The sequence below is a fragment of the Sneathiella marina genome (assembly GCF_023746535.1).
Taxonomy (GTDB): domain Bacteria; phylum Pseudomonadota; class Alphaproteobacteria; order Sneathiellales; family Sneathiellaceae; genus Sneathiella; species Sneathiella marina.
Map to the genome: position 1 here is coordinate 540,715 of NZ_CP098747.1, position 20,838 is coordinate 561,552.

The following is a 20,838-nucleotide window of genomic DNA, read 5'->3' on the forward strand; positions in this document are numbered from 1 at the left end:
GGATATGGGTGTTTCAATCTCGATACGAGACATTCAGGCAAATCCACCGGACTGGTCGGGATGGCCAGAAGTAAAGAGAGTGTTCAGTGCAATATCGGAAGTAAACGGGACCGCACGATTTGTCGGTGGTTGTGTTAGAGATGCTCTGCTTGGTATTACCAGTGACGACATTGATATTTGCACTGATCTGACGCCAATTGATACCATTGATGCACTCGAGAGAAAATCTATTCGGGTCATTCCAACAGGGTTAGCGCATGGCACTGTTACGGCCGTGATAAACAAATGCAAATTTGAGATAACAACCTTGCGCGTAGATGTCCAAAGCCATGGCCGTCACGCGGATGTTCGTTTTACTAAAGACTGGTATAGCGATGCGTCTCGGCGGGATTTTACGATCAATGCCATATATCTAGACCCGACCGGAGAGATATTTGACCCATTTGAGGGTATATCAGACCTAAAAGATGGCCGTGTTCGCTTTATTGGTAACCCTGAAGAGCGCATCGCCGAAGATAGATTGCGTATATTGAGGTTTTTCAGGTTTTTTGCTCGATTTGGCGGTAATATACCAGACAAGGAAGCGCTTAATGCTTGCCGGAAAAATGCACAATATCTGGAAAGCTTGTCTGCAGAGAGGGTACAGAAAGAATTATTGCAGATATTAGCGGTTGTGGATCCGCTGCCGGCAGTAAAGTTGATGGCTAAAAACCAAATTCTCAAGGTAATTTTACCTGGGGCTCCAAATACAAGCCTTCTTGCTTCTTTGCTATCACTGCCGTTCGACACTGACAGCATTCAACGACTAGCCTGCTTGTTAGGCGGAGAACCTGATCATGCTGCAAGGGCTGCGCAGAAGCTGAAGTTTTCAAGGAAGCTAGAAAACCGATTGCTTGTTATGTGCGATAGTAACGATGAAGCGCTGAGGTCCGAACACCAAAAGCAAACTGTTTTGTATCGATTGGGGAAGCAAGGGTTTATTGATCAAGCCCTTCTTTACTGTTCAAGGAAAGGCGATGTTCGGGAATTGGAAACTTCACTGGATCTCGCTGAAAACTGGTGCGTTCCGGTATTTCCGATTTCCGGTTCCGACTTGACTGAGCTGGGCGTTGCGCCTGGTCCTGAAATGGGTCAGCTACTGAAGAAAATGGAGCAAAGTTGGGTTTCTTCCGGATTCTCCTTAACTAAAGAAATATTGATATCCGAGGTTCTACCGCCATCGCTAGACACCTAATATCCAACCTTCTTCTTGTTCGCATTTCTGACGATCTTCAACTGATAGCCATTTAGGCGCGTTAAATAGATTGCGAAGCGTCCCTTTCGCATCATGATCAAGGATCCAGTCGCGGCAAGCCAAAACCTGACGGGCATCTTTAACCGGATGTGAGTATGCTGCAAGATCGTTCAAGCTGGGCCAGACCTCCGTTAGAATTATTCCATCCAAATCATGGTTCCATTTTGTATTGAAGGGCCAGAATTTAAGAGAACGCTTTAAGTTTGCATCCAAATGAAGGTCATGTAACGCTTTCAGACCAGTTAGAGTCTGGCTGCCTACTGATCCCCGACCCATTAACTGCCAAACATTCATAATTCTGAATTTCTTTTCCTTAAGGTAGCGTTCAACAATTCGCCATTCTTGAAAGGTTTGATGCTGAAAAGGCGGTTTTGTTATTGACAGTTGCTCTGATTTGAATGCGGTTGGGCATCCCCAGAATGGTCCTTTATGAGGTGAAATTTTTTTGTTCAATATAGCCGCCGCTTCAAATCGATTGTTTGCATCGCGTAAATCGGAGTAAAGGATACTGGACATTTTCTGAGCAGCCGTTAAGCCACCCCCGATCCCACAGTTAAACGGATATCCAAACGGAAAATCAAATCCGATTAAAGCGGTACCGGAGTATTTCTTAAGAAGTTCGCGAATTCTCGACATGCACGCCGCCCGTGTGCGAAAATATTCCGGTTCAGGGCGGAGCATTTCTGCGCTCCAGGCGATCCAGCATCTGTCTGCAGAGGGCTTTTTAGGTCCCGGTTTTGAGGCTGCAGACCAATCGACGATGATTATGAGATCAAAGATAATTAATGCTTTCCAGTCGGGTTTTCGGCTAATCCTAATTGTTTAATGTGCTATACTACGGTGAAGGTTTCGCCTTGAAAATGACAAAATCAATACGGACATACAGTCCTTTGATGCATTCCGGGCGGATAATTTTAGGAGTAAGGTGATGAAACAGGTTCTTTTAGTATCGGTGTTGACAGTGTTTGTGTCTATGGCTGGTCCGGCATCTGCTCAATCAAATGACAGTACACCTGAAGAATTGGCGACTGAAGGTATCGCGAAACTTATGGATGCCCTCGGTGTGTTTATCCAATCCATCCCGCAATATGAGATGCCGGAAATAAATGAAGAGGGCGATATCATTATTCGACGTAAGCGCACTGAAGAGGGCGAAAAATCAGACCCCAAACTAGAAGAAACGTCAACCTAGCGGTCCGTATGTATATGGTCACGGAAATCGGGTAGGGCACAATTGTTTATCGAACTAAGTTACATATCAATGATGATTGGTATGGAGCAAAATAATGAATTATGAAGGAAAAATAGCGGCTGTTATGCAGCGCGATTCAGCGCAGGATGGGCTTTTTATTTATGCTGTTAAAACGACGGGTATTTATTGCCGTCCTTCCTGTTCATCACGCAATCCGAAGCCCGAGAATGTTGAATTTTTTAAGATACCTAAAGACGCGGAATCTGTTGGCTACAGGCCCTGCAAGCGGTGCCGGCCTGATCTTGTCAAAATAGCGGATCCAAAACTTTCTCTGACCCGGCAGATATGTCGGCTTATCGAGGCATATATTGATGACCAGCCCGAGGAGAAGATTTCGCTAACTTCCCTGGCTCGGGAAACAGGCTATAGCGAAGATCATCTTTCCCGGAGTTTCAAGAAAATAATGGGCATTACCCCAATTGACTATTATGACAATTTACGGGTTTCAAATTTCAAGAAGAACCTGCATTCCGGCGATGATATCTCCGGTGCAGCTTATGGAGCCGGTTTTGGATCGTCTAGTAGATTATACGAAAAGGCACGGGAACGCCTTGGTATGACACCGGCGTCTTATGCCAAAGGCGGCGCAGGAGCGGAAATTGCCTATGCCTTCGTCGATTGTTTCCTGGGTCGGATGCTGGTTGCGGGAACCCGGTCAGGTGTTTGCGCAGTGTATTTTGGAGAGGATGACAATAAATTGCTTTTGGAACTTCAAGAAGAATTCCCAAAAGCTGAAATAGCACCGGATATTGGTAAATTGACGGAATGGTCAGCGGATATCATTGCATTCTTGGAGAAATCATCGGCGGCATTGCCTGAAATTCCACTGGATATGTATGGCACCGCGTTTCAGCGTCGTGTTTGGCAGGAGCTGCTAAAAATTGGCCCCGGGGCGACAAAAACATATCGCGAAATTGCGGAGGATATGGGGCAGCCGAAATCCGCGAGAGCTGTAGGACGGGCCTGTGCGACTAATCCCGTTTCGCTAATTGTTCCTTGCCATCGGGTGATTGGCTCAGATGGAAAACTACATGGTTATCGGTGGGGCCTGGAGCGAAAAGAGGCGTTGCGTCATTTGGAAGGTGCCACTTAGCCAGCGTCAAGATGCGCCATCAACGACGGGCTTCTTTTGTTTGAGAGATTGTGTAAATCGTCGGGCGCTGGCTTCCTTCAACCGCTCTTTTAGTTTCTCACGGGAAAGGCGATAGGTTTTCCTTGCCTCAGCACGCCGGGCTTCTGAATCCTTTCGGCGTTCTTCCTGCCAGATTTTCATGACCTTTCGGCGATAAGGGATATAGAATTTCTTTGTTTTGGAATGGTAATACGCGATTGCTTTTGTCCATGAACGATCACGTTGACGTAACGAAGCCAATAATTCAGCGGCATATTTTGTATTTCGGTTCGGGTCAAAGGCGGCGTTAAGATTTTCAAAGGCTTTCGGATGGAAATGCAGGTTGACTTGCATGCAACCCACATCAATATTTTTGACCCCTTTCGCCTTCAGGGTTTTAACTTCTTCAATGGCGGCTGCCTTGTTGGGAAGATATCGCCCTCTTCCTTCAGCATAAACTGTCCAGGGCCAGGCAATAATTTCCTGTCTTTTCGCGTGCCACCTGCCTGTTTCGGTCAGGGAAATAGCGCTTAGGAGACGCTTTGGCAATCGATTTTCTTTCTCCGCTTTTTCCACTGCAACACGGCAGGTTTCTTCATATTCCACGCTGTTCGGCGGGAAAGGTGCAGCCATAGCAGAACCGCCAATAAGGCAAAGTGTGACACATCCAAAAAACAGTCTCATCATACGCATAATTACTCTCCTGTAACTTAACAAGCAATTATCGCGCCAATTTGTATGTTTTTGGGGAGTTACTCCAGGTTTTTCTGTAGGATGACCGTGTCGACCCACTGATCGTGCTTATAGCCGATACTTTCCAGGATTCCGACAAGCCGGAAGCCCAGTGAGATATGTAAGGAGATCGAATTTCGGTTTTGTGAATCACCAATAACAGCAATCATCTGTTTCTTGCCGAGCTCTTCGCAATCTGTAATGATCTTCTTGAGAAGTGCTTTGCCTATGCCTTGCCGATGCATCTCTGCTCGAACATAGACAGAATTTTCTACTGAAAATCTATAGGCAGCTCGTGCTCGATACGGACTGGCGTAAGCAAATCCAAGGAGAATACCATTACGCACAGCAACAATATAAGGTAATTGCTGTTCTAGAATATTGTTACGTCGAACAGTCATTTCCAAGATATCTGGCGCAGTATATTCAAATGACCCTAATCCGCTTTCTACGCTTTTTCCGTAAATCTCCGTAATTGCTGGAAGGTCTTCTGGTGTTGAAGGGCGAATATCAAAATCAAGTAGCTCTGACATATGAATTAAGCAATCAATAAAGAACTATCATACATGCCTAATTCGGCGATATAGCGGGACAAATTATTGTGAAGGGTTTCGAACCCCTCATTCAAGGTCAGGGTTTTCTGGTCCATATACAGATCCCGGCTGATTTCAATTTGAAGCGCGTGAATGTTTTTGTCAGGCTTTCCGTAATGGGTTGTGATGAATCCGCCGGCGTAAGGTGAATTATGTCCGACCCGATAGCCAAATGATTCAAAATGGTCTAGAGATCGATAGAAGAACGTGCTCTCGCAGGACGTCCCATAGCGATTTCCGAGAATAATTTCAGGCCGTTTATTTCCGAATCTTGATCCCGATCGGACGGCTGGCATGGAATGACAGTCAATCAGGTAAATACTCCCGAACCGCTTAAGGCCCTCACTGATTAATTGTCGTAATGCATGATGATAGGGAAAATAACATTCATCAATGCGATCCCTTATCTCTTCAAAATCCAGCTTTTCTGCGTATATTTCCTGTCCGGCACCAACAACTTTTGGAATGGTGCCAATACCGGAACTTAGCCGCGAGCTATTTGTCGATACGTATTTCGGAAGAGGAGTTGTGAACATGTTGGGGTCGAGTTCAAACGCTTCGCGGTTCACATCGCAATACGCGCGCGGAAAATGTGCACATAGAATTGGCGCACCGAAAGAGGGTGCGGCGGAGAATAGCTTATCAACCAGAAAATCTTCCGATTGCCGTAAAGCAGGATAATCTAATTTCGAATTGCTGACAAATTCTTGCGGATAGTGACGACCACTATGGGGTGAGGAAAAAATGAACGGCAGGTTCCACTCATCCGGCCAATTTATCGTAACTGGATTTGATACCGCGCCCATTTGATCATTTGCCCTAACATTAGCTACTAAGAAATTGGTCTGTGGCTTTCTTTGCCATCCTTATTTTTGTAGTATAATCTACAAACGGTAAAAAGCAGAATGACAATTACGTGGTTTTTTTAGTATGGCGCGAATTTTACTGGCAGAAGATGACGATAACTTACGTCCTTTTCTCGCGCGGAGTCTTGAAAATGCCGGGCATGAGGTGCTTGCATTTCGTGATGGTGAAGATGCGATCCCTGTTCTAGATACCGGTGAGATAGACATACTGGTTTCTGATTTGGTTATGCCTGGAATCAACGGAATCGAGCTCGCCCGGCTTGCGAAGGATAAGTCTCCGGATCTTCCTGTCATTTTCATCACCGGGTTTTCAGCGGTTGCTGTTGAAGCGTTGGAAACAGTTGACGGTGTGAACAAGATTTTATCGAAACCCTTTCATCTTAATTCATTGGTAGAAGCCGTAAATCGTGCACTTGACGAAGTAGCGACCTCGTAGATAAAGGTCAGGATTAAACTCCATGCTTTCTTTTCACCGCTGCTATTCAGATTGAACTTGCAAAGCCAATGGGAGCGCTTTATAAGTCGCGACTTCTTGCACGTCTAAAAGCGGCTGTGAGGGCGTATAGCTCAGTTGGTTAGAGCGCTGTGTTGACATCGCAGAGGTCACAAGTTCGAATCTTGTTACGCCCACCATCATCAATGAACCAAATTGTTGTTTCTGAACTTAGATCAAGGCGCCGATTTGTTGCTGCGATGTGTTGCCAAATAAAGATTTGTCTCACTAGTGTTGACGCCCTCGATTAACCTGATTTGCTGAAGAACGGCATCAAGATCGGCAAGTGTATCCGTTCCCAATTCCAGGATCAGATCCCATTGCCCATTGGTCGTATGGATGGCCTGTATTTCGGAAAATCCTCGTAGCCGGGCAATGATCCGTTCATTTCCCTTACCTTCTATTTCGATCAGGGTCACGCCGCGTACAGGTCGGTCTGACATATCCCCTTTAAGCGAAATCGTGTAGCCGAGAATTTCGCCTGTTCGTTCCAGCTTTTCCATCCGTGTGCGAATGGTCGCGCGGGAGGCACCGATACTCAACGCCAATTCCGAAATGGATGCTCTTGCATTTTGGCGTAGTGCCGCGATAAGTTTTCGATCTGTTTTATCCATTTTGATAGATTACCATATTCATTTTGAAAAAAATAGATACCAAATTGTCAATATTATGGATTGTTTCTGCCATTTATATAATTTCAAATATCATAATGAAATTCGAGAAATCCTGTTTTTTGTTGTCATAGAGAGTTAAAAATGACCATACATAAATCAATTGCTCTTATTGGTGCGCCTGCCGATACCGGCGGCCGCCAGAATGGATGTTTAATGGGCCCGGACGCTCTTCGTACAGCTGGAATTTCCGATATTCTTTGCAATATGGGGTATGAAGTTGATGACTTGGGAAATTACAATGCGACACCAACTGTGGAAATCACGCATCCAAATACATCTGTTCACCATTTAGCAGATTACGCCGCCCTTATTTCCATGCTCGGTGCGTTCTGCCGCGATAGTTTGGCGAATGATCAATTGCCGATCTTTATGGGCGGCGATCATTCAATTGCAGCCGGATTTCTACCAAGCCTTGCTCAAAAAGCGGCAGATGACGGATGTGAGCAATTTGTGCTTTGGTTGGATGCCCATACGGATTTTCAAACGCTGGAAAGCACCGACACCGGCAATCTGCACGGTACACCGGTTGCCTACATTATCGGTGATCCAGCATTCGACGGTATCCTTCCTTCGCCGATACGCCCGATCAAACCGGAAAATATTTGCATGATGGGCATTCGATCTGTTGATCCTGCAGAAAGCGCTCGCATCAAAAATACAAAAATCGAAGTACATGATATGCGGGCAATTGACGAATATGGCGTTGCGCAACCGCTCAAGGCATTTCTAAATCGCGTTCGTTCCGCTGGCGGACGATTGCATGTCAGCCTTGATGTCGATTTCCTGGATCCGGAAATTGCGCCTGCCGTTGGAACAACTGTACCCGGTGGGGCAAATTTCCGGGAGGCCCACCTCATTATGGAACTGCTCCATGAAAGTGGTCTTGTTACGTCCTTGGATATTTCCGAACTTAATCCATTTCTCGATGAACGCGGTCGAACCGCAAATCTGATTGTCGACCTTGTCGCCAGCCTCTTTGGGCGGCAAGTTCTTGATCGTCATACCAGGAGCTTCTGATCATGATAAGCACTGCCCGAAAAGATATAAACATTGTCCCCTTTGTCAGTGTGGACAATATGATGAAACTAGTTCTGGATATTGGAATAGAAACGTTTCTGAAAGAGCTCGCTGGCTTCATTGAAGAGGATTTCAAGCGTTGGGAAAAATTTGATAAAGCACCGCGGGTCGCGTCGCATTCAACAGAAGGTGTGATTGAATTAATGCCAACAAGTGATGGGGACGTTTACGGATTCAAATATGTAAACGGCCATCCAAAAAATACACGTGACGGACTGCAAACAGTCACGGGGTTTGGTGTCCTTTCAAACGTCGGTAATGGGTATCCAGTTCTGCTTTCTGAAATGACAATTTTAACAGCGTTGAGGACGGCCGCCACATCGGCGCTGGCCGCAAAATATCTGGCTCCAGCTGGTGCGAATTGTATGGCAATTATTGGTAATGGCGCTCAATCTGAATTTCAGGCGACAGCCTTCAAGGCAATTTTGGGAGTAAAAAAGCTCAGATTGTTCGATATAGACCCGGAAGCGACAGAAAAATGCTGTAACAATCTGCAAGGTAAGGGATTTGAAATAACCCGATGCAGAAGTGCCGAAGAAGCTGTCGAAGGCGCCCAGATTATTACGACGGTCACGGCCGACAAACAATATGCAACAATTCTGACGGATAACATGGTTGGTAGCGGTATTCATATCAACGCAGTCGGCGGAGATTGCCCGGGCAAGACTGAACTGCACAAGGATATCTTGCTTCGGTCGGAAATTTTCGTGGAATTTCCGCCGCAAACACGCATTGAAGGAGAAATTCAGCAATTGGAGGCAGATTATCCGGTCACGGAATTATGGACTGTGATCACTGGAAATATTGAGGGGCGTCTTAACGCGAGGCAAACCACATTATTTGATTCCGTTGGATTTGCGACGGAAGATTTCTCTGCTTTGCGATATGTTCGGGAAAAATTGACGGGCACCCGTTTTTTTGAAAACCTGGACATGTTGGCTGACCCAGATGATCCGCGTGATTTATTCGGTATGGTTCTTCGCGCGGATAAGGCTGCCTGAAAAAATGGCGGCTCGAACATGAGCCGCCATTGTTCATCGTACGACGTGCGTTACGCAGCCTTGGTCTGGTTTTTTCTTCTCCGTCCAAGGATACCCAGCCCCAAGAGGGCCGCACCAAACAAGGGAAGTGCCGCGGGTAACGGAACGGCTGAGACTTCAATGCGTGCAACCTGGAAATTATCCGGGTCTGCGAAGAAATCAATCTGTTCCAATGTTAGCTCCTGGCCGAACAGGATTTGTCCGGCGAAGGCATTGAGGCTTTGTCCGGCGGTAATGAAGCCATTTTCTGCGACGCCAGCCGTCGGGTCATTTGAAGTCGGAGCCGCGCCCCCATCAGCGGCGGCGTTATTTACCTCTGTTCCAGCATCAAAAATATCGGCGCCGGTCACGTCGATTGTTTGATCGCCCAGAAAATTCCCGAAATCATCAAAAATTCGAATGGCGTCATCGGATCCAATGAAGCTGTCGTTTGACGGAAGGATCATGGACAGAAAGGTAAAAAACGTATGGTCATTTCCATCCAGCGTAAAAACGCGTGACGCTGTTTCCCCGGCCTGAATTGGCGGTGGTGTTCCGGCGGTGAGAACTCCCCCGACGGAATTAGGGTCGGTTGCCGTTCGAATGCCGGCAATCACGGACGGGTCGCCAAGTTCGGCAAGCCGCTCCAACCCTGCGGATGCCGTACTTCCGACATCAAATGCATCGAAGCTGTCGTTGTGAAAAGCCGTATACAGCGGCGTGATGGCAAATCCGCCGGTTTGGGCTAAATTCGTCACCGTAATTTTGACAGATGTTGCATAAGATGCTGTCGCGGTAAACGCCAGCACAGATGCAGCTAATACAGCCCCACCTGCAATATGGCCTATTTTTTTCAATACCATTTTATTTTCTTTCCCAGATGAAAATTACCCATACTTCCGCGTTACGCAGTAATCTATCATCTGCATTTGAATTAATAGAAAAATCACGAACCGCCAGAATCAAAATGATCCGGCAAGGAAACGATACGGGGGAGGCGGCCTACATGCGAATAAATTTATGGTCACAAGTTTGTGCTAAATTTTCTTCAATTATTCACTAAATATTGAGCGATCGTGAGTGGGACCAGGAAGACCAAAAAAAACGCGAAGATGTTCATTAGGGTAGGCAAGGTAAAGAGGGATGCGCAAAGGGCGCATCCCTCTTTTTGTTAGCTGTAACGGTAAGGCCGTCCGGCTTTTTGCATTTCAGTGTTATACTGCTTGAATATATTCACGACTTTCGCCTTGGTCTCAGATTCTTGAGCGATTTCATCCCAGAATTTCCAGGCAGCGGCCTCGACTTGCGCCCATTCTTCATCCGGAATGGTGGTTAATTTCATCTTGGTGCCATTTACGCGAAGTGCTGCTTCGCCGCCCCAATACCACCATTGGCGGTAATAGTGGGAACTGTCCATCGTAAGTTTTAACAGCTCTTTCAAGTGATCGGGCAGTTCATTATAGCGATCCATGTTGGCAAAGAAGGACCCAGCCCAGGCGCCGGACACATTATTTGTCAGGAAGTAGTTGGTTACATCTGCCCATCCCACTGTATAGTCCTCGGTGATGCCCGACCAGGCAATACCGTCTAATTCTCCGGTTTGAACCGCAACTTCAATATCTTCCCACGGCAGTGTGACGGGAACGACACCAAATTGACTCATAAACCGTCCGGCTGTCGGGAATGTAAAGACCCTCTTTCCTTTGAGGTCAGCCAGGCTGTTGATCGGGTCTTTGGTGGCGAAATGACAGGGATCCCAGGCACCAGCTGAGAGATGCTTGACCCCCAGTTTAGAGTATTCGGCATCCCAGATTTCATTGAGACCATATTGGTTAAATAGGACCGGAATATCCAGTGAGTACCTGCTGGCAAAGGGGAAATACCCACCAAAGACAGTTACTTCTGTGGGGGATGCCATGCTGTCGTCATCGGATTGGACGGCATCGATTGTGCCTTTTTGCATAGCCCGGAACAACTCCCCGGTTGGGACAAGCTGATCGGCGAAGAACAGTTCAATTTCCATGTCGTCGCCAGCAACTTTGTTAAAACTGTCGATTGCAGGTTTGATCACATGTTCGGCGAGTGCTGGGCCTGCATATGTTTGCATCCGCCAGCGAATTTTTGACTGTGCGATTGCCGGCGTAGCAAATGTCGTCGCGGCAGCAACCGGTGCGGCAACTGCGGCAGTGGTCAGGAATTTACGTCTCGTCGTCATGACTTATCTCCTTAGTCGGTTAGTTTCAAATTATTTTATCTTCCTATTTCTTGCTCCTCATGGAGTTCTTCTTATTTTGCGTAAACATATTGCGGGAGCCATAAGGCTATTTCGGGAAAGACCATAACCAAGGTCAACGCGAGCAGCATGACGCCAACAAATGGGGCGATGGACCCATAAATATCCCGTAACGATATTTCCGGTGGAGCCATTGCCCGCATCAGGAACAGGTTATATCCAAATGGAGGAGTCATATAGGCAATTTGTGTTGTGATCGTATAAAGCACGCCATACCAGATCAGATCAAATCCCAGGGCGTGAACCAGGGGTACATATAGTGGCGCGACGATGACCAGCATGGCTGTGTCGTCGAGAAAGGTTCCCATCACAAGAAACGAAAGCTGCATGACGATCAATATGACCCAGGGGTTGAGGCCCAGTTGATCCGTAAACAAGTTCTCAATGGCGCGAACAGCGCCCAGTCCATCAAAAACCGCGCCAAAGCCAAGGGCAGCCAGGATAATCCACATGAACATACAGGAAATGGCCAATGTTTGCCGAACAGAGACTTCGAAAACCTCTTTGGTCATGCGTCCTTTAAGGATGGCAGCAGTGAAAGCAGCCATTGCGCCGATAGCCGAGCTTTCAACCAGACTTGTCCAGCCATTGACGAACGGAACCATCATGGCGGCAAAGATGGCGAGGGGTAACAGGCCGGCCCGCAGCAGCCGAAGCTTTTCTGACAAAGGTACCCGACGTTCACTTTTGTCCAAGGCCGGGCCCAGTTCAGGCTGAAGCCGGCAGCGAATTGCAATATAGAGTATAAACATGGCGGCCATGACCAATCCGGGAATAACCCCGGCAAGCCAAAGCTGCCCAACAGGTTGACGCGCTATCATCGCGTAGAGGACAAGGACAACAGACGGGGGGACCAAAATCCCCAGCGATGAACCCGCTTGTACCACCCCTGTAACCATGCGTTTGTCATATCCCCGACGCAGCAGTTCCGGTAGAGCGATAGTGGCGCCGATGGCCATTCCGGCGACAGATAATCCGTTCATGGCAGAAACAAGAACCATGAGGCCAATGGTGCCAATAGCTAGCCCGCCATTGATCGGCCCCATCCAGACGTGAAACATTTTATACAAGTCGTCGGCAATTTTTGATTCCGACAGAATATATCCCATGAAGATAAACATCGGCAATGTGAGGAGCGGATACCACTTCATGAGCTTCATGGCGGAAGAAAAAGGAATATCCGAGCCACCTGTGCCCCATAAAAGGACGGCAGACAAAGCCGCCACAGCGCCAATGGCGCCGAATACACGTTGCCCTGTCATCAACATCAGCATCATGGATGAGAACATTAAAAGGGCGATCAACTCATAGGACATTAAAGCTCGAGCCCCTTAATCTTTGCGATATCCTTGAAAAACTCTGATATGGCCTGCAGCAGCATCAGGAAAAAACCGACGCACATTATGATTTTTATGGGCCACATATAGGGTCGCCAGGCGGTCGAGCTTCTTTCTCCATATTGTAAAGAGTAGGTGGTGCTATCGATGGCGCCGTAGAGGAGGACACCAAGATAAAAAATCAACAGGAAAATGGTGATCGCATCCACTTGCGCTTTGCGGCGGACCGTCCAGTTTCCATAGAACAGGTCCATCCTGACATTGGACCCGAGCTGGATCGAGTAGGGCCCCCCAAGAATATAATAGGTGACCATAGCGAACTGAGCAATTTCCAGAGTCCATAGAGAAGGGAGTGTAAAGGTCTTCGAAAAGGAGGACCAGAGCAGGATCGCCACCATGACAAAAATCCCATACATCATGATCCGACCAATGCGATGGTTTACGGCATCAACGATGCGAACATAACTCCGTATTACTCGAGGCATTGAATTCCTTGTTGGCGTGAGACACCAGAGGTCATACTGCGAGCGGCCACAAATAATTAGCAAGTATCTGTGTCAAGACAGGCTCCCCTATTATCGACGATAACTTGATTTTACATGAATGAAAACAAGGAAATGGGCACAAATCAACAAGATGGCTCTTTATTCCCAATTATCCGCGCATAAACTACCAATTTGTTGCCCACCATTAGTGATTATGTTTGGGTATTTTTGTACCGACACTCTCGAAATCAACCGCCATCTCAAAACAGGCTCCGGTGGAGAGCGGGCCGACATTGTCGCGGTAAATCTGTTGCCAGGGTGTTTGAGTGTCGAGATCTTCAGGCCGCCAGTTCGTGCGTCGATCCGCCATTTCAGCGTCGCTGACTTTCAAGTCTACGCGGCGGTTGGGGATGTCGACACAGATAATGTCATTATTCTGCAGCAACGCGAGAGGACCGCCAATTGCAGATTCCGGCGTGATATGAAGAATGGACGGGCTGCCCGAGGTTCCACTTTGCCGGCCATCCCCCATAGTTGGCAGAGAAGATATGCCCTGTTTTAGCAGATGATCCGGTGGCTGCATATTGACAACTTCGGCCGAGCCCGGCCAGCCGACAGGTCCGGTTTGCCTGATCACAAGAATACAGCTTTCATCGATATTGAGATCGGGATCGTTAATCCGGGCATGATAATCCGCTGATCCTTCAAAAACGATTGCCCGGCCCTCAAATTTCCCCGGATGGTCGGGGTGCTCCAGGAAGCGCCTGCTGAAATCTGCATCAATCACAGAGGTTTTCAATATTGCAGCATCAAATAAATTACCCCTCATGGATAGAAAACCGGCCTGTTCCTTCATCGGGGCATCTGCGGAATAGATGACGCGTCTATCCCGGGTTTCCGTCGTCCGTGAACCGATATTATTCCCGTCGCAGGTCAGGGCGTCCGAGTTAAGTTTGCCAAGCTGTTGCAACTCCCATAAGACAGCTGGTACGCCTCCGGCGCGGTGAAAGGCTTCGCCAAGGAATTCACCGGCGGGCTGTAGATTGACGAGCAGGGGCAAGTCATATCCATATGTTTCCCAGTCATTGACAGTAATATCCAGACCCATATGTCGGGCAATGGCATTAATATGCACCTGCGCATTTGTCGAACCACCCAGAAGCGTATTGACCGCAATGGCATTTTCGAAGGCGGCACGTGTCAGGATGTTTGACGGCTTAAGATCATCAAACACCATTTGCACGGAGGTTTTCCCGGTTCGGTAGGCCATGGCGGCACGTTCCGTATAAGGCGCCGGGATACTGGCACAGCCCTTGAGCGAGAGCCCCAGTGTTTCCGCCAGACTGTTCATGGTCAGTGCGGTGCCCATGGAATTGCAATGACCGGTGCTGGGCACCTGACTAAGAGCCATGCCGATATAGTCCTCGTCCCCGATCTCGCCAGTGGCATGCAATTTACGTGCTTCCCAATGGGTGGTGCCGGAACCGGAAAGACGGTCACGCCAATAGGCATCCAGCATGGGTCCTCCGGACAGTACAATGGCCGGAATATCAACAGTGGCGGCTGCCATGATCGCCGCCGGTGTGGTTTTATCGCAACCAGTGGTCAGAACTACGCCATCAAAGGGATAGCCATGGAGGATTTCCACCAATCCAAGATAGGCAAGGTTACGGTCCAATGCGGCTGTGGGGCGCCGTCCAGTTTCCTGAATTGGGTGTACGGGAAAGACCAGTGGTATCCCTCCTGCATCGCGAATGCCATCCCGAATACGATCGACAATCTGGGTGTGAATATAATTGCACGGTGACAACTCAGAGCCCGATTGGGCAATACCGACAATCGGCCGTCCGGATTTCAGTTCCTCCGGTGTTAGCCCGAAATTGAAATATCGTTCAAGATACATTGAGGTCATGCCAATGTCGTCAGCGTTATCAAACCATAGCTGGCTCCGAAATTTTTTTGAACTGGATTTATTGTCAGCCATAGGTATTGTCCTTTTTAATCTTCTGTCAGGCAATTGAACCTGGCGGTAAGCGATCACGCCGGTGAATTTTGGTTCTGAAATGGCAATTTAGCAAGCAATCATATTTTTCGAAACGCAAGCTGGGGTCGACGCTGCAAAATTGAAAATTTCTTGAATATTTTGCAAATGACGTTTTTTGCCTTAGTTTATTGGTCGATACTATTTTTAGGCAATTAATTTTATAGAGTAATTTGGAGATCAGTTATTTGCTGACACGCTTGAAAATAACGGCTGTTCTGGCACTGATGCTGCCGGTTTCGGCCATTTGTTCTGTTTCAGCTGAACAACGGAGCGATTGCACGGATATTGCTATTGATTATACGGATAACAGCTCTTTGACGGTGCAGGAACAGGCGACTGCAATGGAGCAGGCATTTTATGACTCGCTTAATAAGTTTGACAGCTGCCTAACGGAAGAAAATAACTCATCCAGCGAAGCATTTAGCGCTGGTGCACAAGGCGGCGGGGCTGGTGCCTCTGGTTCGATTTCCGGCACTGGCACCGGGTCCGCTGACGGATCAACTCCCACGGAAAGCACGTCTGCTGGTGCTGTGGCTTCCTCTGGTATTTCCGGTAGCCAGAAACAGAGCGAAGCGGAAAAGCTTGAAGGGGCCCTGCAAGGAGATCAGGAGCAGGATCCACAATCGTCAGATGAACCGGAACCCCGACAAGAAAATACACAGTCGGCGAATGTCCTGCAAAACGGGAAAACGCCTGATGATATTCCCGCGACCGACAATGACAGCCTTCTGGAATCAAAGATCCGCGAAGCCGCCGAAAATGAAACCGACCCAGAGACGAAAGCAAAACTTTGGAACGAGTATCGAAAATATAAAGGTTTGCCGCTAAAGTAGTGGCTGAATTGAAATATTGATGGGAGAAATCTCGAAATGCTGAGAAAAGCAATTACCTGGTTGGCCTGTTGTTCTTTTGTCTTAGCAAGTTGCTCAACCCCTCAGACCTCGAGCAAAGTCGGGCCGGAGTTTTCCTCGACTGTCGCTGACAAAGCCCAGCAAGCGGCAGAGGCCGCGGCAGCTCAGTATCAGGGTCCGAAACTGGATATTGTCGTGCCGGTATTTGACCCGGGCCTGCCTGAAGATGAAAATGACTACAAGGAAGAAGGGATCTGGCCTGAATTACGTCGCGCCGAGGCGAACCGTTTCGCTGTTAAGCTTAAAGAAGCACTGGAGAGAACCGGCGCCTTTGGAGCTGTTCGGGTAACCCCGGATACGACAGCTACAGGGGATTTGTATGTGGTTGGCAGAATTGACGAATCCAATGGTGAAGAGGTTGCGATTTCCATTCAGGTTTCAGATATTTCCGGCGAGCTTTGGTATGAAGAGCGGTATGACCATGAAGTATCCGAGCAATTCCACAAGAATATTCGCAACAAAGGTCTGGATCCCTATCAGCCGGTTTTCGACGAGGCAGCGGAAGAGCTAGTTGAAGAATTGGAAGATTTTGATTTCGCCGAGCTTGAACAGCTTCAGTCCTTGGCGGAAATCCGCTTTGCGGCTAATTTTTCCGAAGAAGCCTTCGCAGAATATCTGGAAGTGGATGGCAATGAAATTACGTTGACCAGCCTGCCAAGTGACGCCGATCCCATGTTGCAGCGTATCCGGGCTGTCCGTATCCGGGACCAATTGTTCGTCGATGGCTTGCAGACCCATTACGAAGAATTCAATGTGAAAATGGAGGAAAGTTACGCTCTCTGGCAGGAACAAAGCCTGCAGGAAGTCAAAGCCCAGCGAGAAGCCTCCAACAAGGCAATCCTAAACGGAATTTTAGGCGCTCTTGCTATTGCTGCAGCGATCGCCGCAGGCACAGCGGCGGCGAATACCGACTCTGAGGAAAAAAAAGCAGCTGGCAATACCGGGGCCGTCATTGCTGGCGTCGGCGGTGTTGCCCTGATTGCCTCTAGCTTCCAGACGAGCAAGGAAGCTGAATTCCATCACGACACAATGGATGAGTTGGGCGAGTCCATTAATATCGAACTGGCCCCTCAGGTTGTCGAGTTTGATGAGACGACAGAGGAAATTACCGGAGACGCGGCGGAGCAATTTGCTCAATGGCGGGCCTTCCTGAAACGCATGTATGATCTTGAACGTACGCCTGCGAAAAAACTTTAACTTGAGTTTAGGATAGATGCTGAAAGAAAAATTGCAGCAGGCAGAAGATGGAAGTCGGCAGCGGCTGATTATCTACAGCCTGGTAATTGCCGTCATTCTTTTGGCGAGTGCGCTTTTTATGATCATTTCCCTGGGTGGTTTCTGGCAACAGAAAACTGTAGTTGTTCCTATCATTGAAGAGCCCACGCAGGCGCCCGAGACTGGGCCAGACCCCAACGCTGCGCCCGAAACGACTGCCGTCGATCTGGAGGCGAAACGACTTGAGTTTGTTGCCGGACTGGCAAAGTACGAAAAAAACTCTGAAGTCATTATCGCCACGGCCGAATTCGCCAATTGGGATTCGGCTTTGCAAATCCGGCTTGCCAAAAATAAGGATGAAGCGACCACAGAATTTGCTTCAGGTAATTATGGCCCGGCGCTCGTCGCCCTTAACCAATTGTTGGAAGAGGGTGCGTTGGCGGTGCAGGGATTTGAAGCCGCTTATCAGGAAAGTCTCGATAATGCCCGCGCGGCGTATGAAGCAGATGCCGTCGCTGAGGCGAAATTATATATTGCCCGGACTCTTTCCTACAAGGCATCAGAGGAAGCGGTGCGGCTTTCTGAGGCCGTAGAAAAATTACAGGCTGTCTTGGATCTTATTAAACTGAACAATGTGGCGAAAGTGGAAAACAACACTGCCGAGGAGCGCCGCCTTTCGGCAGAAATCTTTGCACTGGATCCTGCCCGGGTGGCCTATGGTCAACGGGTTGAACAGATAGATCAGCAATGGAAAGACGCGCGTTATGAGGTAGTTATTGCGACCGGCCTTTCAGCGTTCAAGAGCCGGGATCTGAAAAAACTGGATACTGCCGCCGACTATGCCCGCAAGATTTATCCGGCAAAGGCGGAGACGGCGGCCCTTGATGCCAAGCTGGTCTCCCTAAAAACGGATATTGCCTTTGACGGCTTCGTAAAAAGGGGTAATACGGCGATTGAGCAGGATAACTGGAAGCAGGCCAACGAGAATTTTGCTCAGGCGGCAGCGCTAAAGTCGGATAATGCAGAGGCTAACGCAGGCTTGACGTTATCGGCTGACATTCTGGCAAATTTATATGAAATACAGGCGTTTCTGCGAGACAAGGCACGATTATCCAATGAGCAAGTTGCTGAGCAGGCGACGGCCACGATTGCCGCCGCCAAAATACTGGCATCACTAAGCCCATCATTGGCCCGCGAAATTGCCGAGCTGGAGCAAGCCATTGTCGATCAGAACCGGCTAGTTGGAATTATTGTCATCTCGGACAAATTGGCCAATGTCTTTGTCCGTGGCGTAGGTCAAATAGGTTCCGTGGATCGCTATCGGATCGAGCTAAAGCCGGGGATCTATTTGTTTGAGGGGCGCCGGGACGGCTTTAAATCGAAAATTGTGAAAGTCGAGATCAAGCCAAGTGATGTGTTAGTAGAGGTTAGAGTAATTCCTGATGAGCGAATTTAATCAAGAGCTGAAGCGGGCGGCTGCCCGTCAGCATCGGATTTTCTTCATTTCCCTTCTGGTGATCATTCTGCTGATTGTTTCCGTGGGAGGGTTTACCCTGTTCGTCAAGGGAACGCCAATCCTTGTGATACCGGCTGAGATTGAGGAGACTGCCGAACTTGACGTGACGAGCGGCATGGCAATGATTGTTGATGGCACGTTGTTTTCCCTCACCCGGAACCCGCAGCTTACAACGAAGGCACCCGGTTTCGAAGTTGATGAGCGGGTGATTGCGGCAGATCAGGAAGGGACACAGCAGATTATCGAACTGGTGCCTTTGCCGGGTCAGATAATCCTCAAAACCGATAAGGAGAATCCCGAGGTTGAATGGTTTGTCGACGGAAAGACGGTCAGCCTTTCCAAGGATCTTGATCTGACCATAGAGGCGGGACGCTACTTCGTTGAAGTTGATCCAAAATATTATCGCAAGGAAAGCCTGGAAATAGAAGTGGGCCGCGGTGAAATTGTTGAGCAGATCGTCAGTATGCAGGAACTCGCCGTCGCGCTGGATATCGAAACAGTTCCGGACGGGGCTGACATTGAAATTGATGGCCAGCCTGCTGGAAAGAGTCCGCTCATGACCGAATTGTCGGGCGGTAGGCATCAGATCAGCATCCGGAAAACCGGCTTTGCGGCCATAGAAGAGCTTATGGAAATCACCAACAGGGACGTTACGGTTACCCGGAACTATCGCCTGAAAGTTGAGCCGGCCTACGTCACAATAGATATAACACCCAAAGGCGGGCAGTTGACCCTCAATGGAAAGCCGGTCAAACGGGGAGCAAGAATTCCGCTCACACCCTCTCGCTCCTATGACGTGAAATACGTGAAGCCCGGATTTTTCGGGCAAGAGAAATCGATCAAGGTGGCCTCTGGTACGACCAAGGCATTGACCTTTGCGCTGAAAGCAGAGATAGGAAATGTGACTATCTCATCAACACCGAAGGCTGTGATTGTAGTCAATGGGCAACCGGTAGGTGAAACTCCGGTGAACCTCCGTCTGCAGGCGGTTCCCCATCGCATCCAGCTTGTCCGCCAGGGATACCGGGTGCAAGAGAAAAAGATCACACCGTCGGCGGCTCGGGATGTGCGCTGGAATGCGGATTTATTAACCATAGAGGCCGCTAAAAAGTCAGAAGCCAAGAAAAGCTATGTCAACGCCGTTGGCATGCAAATGAAGCTCTTCAAGCCCTCCGCATTTGTTATGGGAGCGCCCCGCCATGAAACAGGACAGCGGGCAAATGAATTTGTAAAGCAGGTAACGCTGGACCGGTATTTTTATGCGTCGCGCCGGGAAGTGACGCAACGACAGTTTGCTGCATTCAAGCCCAGCGCTTCTGTTGTCGCCCAAAATATTCCGGTCACTAACATCTCCTGGATAGAGGCAGCCCGGTTTTGTAACTGGCTGAGTAAACAGGAGGGTTTGACGCCATTTTATAAATTCTCGGGCAGCAGGTTTACCGGATTTACGGCATCAGCAAATGGATATCGCCTGTTAAGTGAAGCGGAATGGGAATGGCTGGCGCGCAAGGCTGGCCGGCAGGTGGAAACCCGGTTTCCCTGGGGAGATGAAGCGGTTATCCCGCCGGGATCCGGAAATATATCTGATGAATCAGCGCGGGGGAAATCCCGGTTCTATGTCCCCGATTATGATGATGGTTTTGCCGGGCTGGCGCCAGTGGGAAGTTTTGCTGCCGACTATTCGGGCCTGAACGATCTTTTTGGCAATGTCAGTGAATGGGTGAATGATTACTATTCACTGACGCCGCCTGCGAAAGGAGAGGTCTTTGAGAATCCATTGGGAAGACCCTCAGGTGACAAACATGTTATTAAGGGATCGAACTGGCAATCCGGTACGCTAACAGAGTTGCGCCCTTCATACCGGGACGCAGGTGATGAAGGGCGAAAAAATGTTGGTTTCCGTATTGGCCGCTACTTGTAAGGAAT

General features: G+C 48.6%; 20 protein-coding genes and 1 tRNA gene. 11 read left to right on the forward strand and 10 right to left on the reverse strand.

Annotated elements, in window-relative coordinates:
- Window positions 1-4 precede the first annotated feature (4 nt).
- Window positions 5-1,234, forward strand: coding sequence for a CCA tRNA nucleotidyltransferase (locus tag NBZ79_RS02715; RefSeq protein WP_251935258.1), 1,230 nt, complete (start codon window positions 5-7; stop codon window positions 1,232-1,234).
- Here the strand turns inward: NBZ79_RS02715 and NBZ79_RS02720 are convergent.
- Complete coding sequence (locus NBZ79_RS02720) at window positions 1,223-1,975, reverse strand: hypothetical protein (RefSeq protein WP_251935261.1); 753 nt, start codon at window positions 1,973-1,975, stop codon at window positions 1,223-1,225. The genes NBZ79_RS02715 and NBZ79_RS02720 overlap by 12 nt on opposite strands.
- Window positions 1,976-2,222: 247 nt before the next feature.
- On the opposite strand from NBZ79_RS02720, the gene NBZ79_RS02725 reads away from it, so the two are divergent.
- Entirely contained in the window at window positions 2,223-2,486 is a 264-nt protein-coding gene (locus tag NBZ79_RS02725; RefSeq protein WP_251935263.1) for a hypothetical protein, read from the forward strand.
- 94 nt (window positions 2,487-2,580) lie between these two features.
- On the forward strand, window positions 2,581-3,639 hold the full coding sequence (locus NBZ79_RS02730; RefSeq protein ID WP_251935265.1) for a bifunctional transcriptional activator/DNA repair enzyme AdaA: 1,059 nt from the start codon (window positions 2,581-2,583) through the stop codon (window positions 3,637-3,639).
- A 6-nt stretch (window positions 3,640-3,645) separates the two neighbouring features.
- Here NBZ79_RS02730 and NBZ79_RS02735 read toward each other — a convergent pair whose 3' ends face one another.
- The 3 genes from NBZ79_RS02735 to NBZ79_RS02745 are packed head-to-tail and all read right to left on the reverse strand — an operon-like array spanning window position 3,646 to window position 5,788.
- A complete protein-coding gene (locus tag NBZ79_RS02735; RefSeq protein WP_251935266.1) occupies window positions 3,646-4,350 on the reverse strand; it encodes a lysozyme family protein in 705 nt (234 codons plus the stop codon).
- Window positions 4,351-4,409: 59 nt separating this feature from the next.
- Window positions 4,410-4,922 (reverse strand): GNAT family N-acetyltransferase, encoded by a 513-nt coding sequence (locus tag NBZ79_RS02740; RefSeq protein ID WP_251935268.1) that lies wholly within the window; start codon window positions 4,920-4,922, stop codon window positions 4,410-4,412.
- Between the two features lie 5 nt (window positions 4,923-4,927).
- Window positions 4,928-5,788 carry an N-formylglutamate amidohydrolase gene (locus tag NBZ79_RS02745; protein WP_251935269.1) on the reverse strand — a complete coding sequence of 287 codons (861 nt, stop codon included), beginning with the start codon at window positions 5,786-5,788 and terminating at the stop codon, window positions 4,928-4,930.
- Window positions 5,789-5,912: 124 nt separating this feature from the next.
- Between NBZ79_RS02745 and NBZ79_RS02750 the strand changes: the two genes are divergently transcribed.
- The gene (locus NBZ79_RS02750; RefSeq protein ID WP_251935271.1) at window positions 5,913-6,284 is read left to right on the forward strand and encodes a response regulator; all 372 of its coding nucleotides are present in this window, start codon (window positions 5,913-5,915) and stop codon (window positions 6,282-6,284) included.
- A gap of 120 nt (window positions 6,285-6,404) precedes the next feature.
- Window positions 6,405-6,481 (forward strand) — tRNA-Val (locus NBZ79_RS02755).
- Between the two features lie 36 nt (window positions 6,482-6,517).
- On the opposite strand, the gene NBZ79_RS02760 is transcribed toward NBZ79_RS02755, so the two are convergent.
- Window positions 6,518-6,955, reverse strand: a complete 438-nt coding sequence (locus tag NBZ79_RS02760; RefSeq protein WP_251935273.1) for an Lrp/AsnC family transcriptional regulator — start codon at window positions 6,953-6,955, stop codon at window positions 6,518-6,520.
- Window positions 6,956-7,096: 141 nt separating this feature from the next.
- On the opposite strand from NBZ79_RS02760, the gene rocF reads away from it, so the two are divergent.
- Window positions 7,097-8,032, forward strand: coding sequence for an arginase (gene rocF, locus NBZ79_RS02765; protein WP_251935275.1), 936 nt, complete (start codon window positions 7,097-7,099; stop codon window positions 8,030-8,032).
- 2 nt (window positions 8,033-8,034) lie between these two features.
- Complete coding sequence (locus tag NBZ79_RS02770; RefSeq protein WP_251935277.1) at window positions 8,035-9,093, forward strand: ornithine cyclodeaminase; 1,059 nt, start codon at window positions 8,035-8,037, stop codon at window positions 9,091-9,093.
- Between the two features lie 50 nt (window positions 9,094-9,143).
- Here the strand turns inward: NBZ79_RS02770 and NBZ79_RS02775 are convergent, their stop codons facing one another.
- The 5 genes from NBZ79_RS02775 to NBZ79_RS02795 form a co-directional block, all read right to left on the reverse strand.
- A complete protein-coding gene (locus tag NBZ79_RS02775) occupies window positions 9,144-9,974 on the reverse strand; it encodes a spondin domain-containing protein (RefSeq protein ID WP_251935280.1) in 831 nt (276 codons plus the stop codon).
- 308 nt (window positions 9,975-10,282) lie between these two features.
- Window positions 10,283-11,326: a TRAP transporter substrate-binding protein gene (locus tag NBZ79_RS02780; protein ID WP_251935283.1), complete on the reverse strand. Its 1,044-nt coding sequence runs from the start codon at window positions 11,324-11,326 to the stop codon at window positions 10,283-10,285.
- 71 nt (window positions 11,327-11,397) lie between these two features.
- Complete coding sequence (locus tag NBZ79_RS02785; RefSeq protein ID WP_251935285.1) at window positions 11,398-12,720, reverse strand: TRAP transporter large permease; 1,323 nt, start codon at window positions 12,718-12,720, stop codon at window positions 11,398-11,400.
- Window positions 12,720-13,226, reverse strand: a complete 507-nt coding sequence (locus NBZ79_RS02790; protein ID WP_251935288.1) for a TRAP transporter small permease subunit — start codon at window positions 13,224-13,226, stop codon at window positions 12,720-12,722. The genes NBZ79_RS02785 and NBZ79_RS02790 overlap by 1 nt, the downstream gene beginning before the upstream one ends.
- Before the next feature lie 205 nt (window positions 13,227-13,431).
- Window positions 13,432-15,210, reverse strand: coding sequence for an IlvD/Edd family dehydratase (locus NBZ79_RS02795; protein ID WP_251935290.1), 1,779 nt, complete (start codon window positions 15,208-15,210; stop codon window positions 13,432-13,434).
- Window positions 15,211-15,455: 245 nt separating this feature from the next.
- Between NBZ79_RS02795 and NBZ79_RS02800 the strand changes: the two genes are divergently transcribed.
- Genes NBZ79_RS02800 through NBZ79_RS02815 form a run of 4 tightly spaced genes read left to right on the forward strand, consistent with a single transcriptional unit; the run spans window position 15,456 to window position 20,833 of the window.
- A complete protein-coding gene (locus NBZ79_RS02800) occupies window positions 15,456-16,103 on the forward strand; it encodes a hypothetical protein (protein WP_251935293.1) in 648 nt (215 codons plus the stop codon).
- A 36-nt stretch (window positions 16,104-16,139) separates the two neighbouring features.
- Window positions 16,140-17,378, forward strand: coding sequence for a hypothetical protein (locus NBZ79_RS02805; protein ID WP_251935296.1), 1,239 nt, complete (start codon window positions 16,140-16,142; stop codon window positions 17,376-17,378).
- A gap of 16 nt (window positions 17,379-17,394) precedes the next feature.
- On the forward strand, window positions 17,395-18,852 hold the full coding sequence (locus NBZ79_RS02810; RefSeq protein WP_251935299.1) for a hypothetical protein: 1,458 nt from the start codon (window positions 17,395-17,397) through the stop codon (window positions 18,850-18,852).
- Window positions 18,839-20,833, forward strand: coding sequence for an SUMF1/EgtB/PvdO family nonheme iron enzyme (locus NBZ79_RS02815; RefSeq protein WP_251935301.1), 1,995 nt, complete (start codon window positions 18,839-18,841; stop codon window positions 20,831-20,833). The genes NBZ79_RS02810 and NBZ79_RS02815 overlap by 14 nt, the downstream gene beginning before the upstream one ends.
- Window positions 20,834-20,838 lie beyond the last annotated feature (5 nt).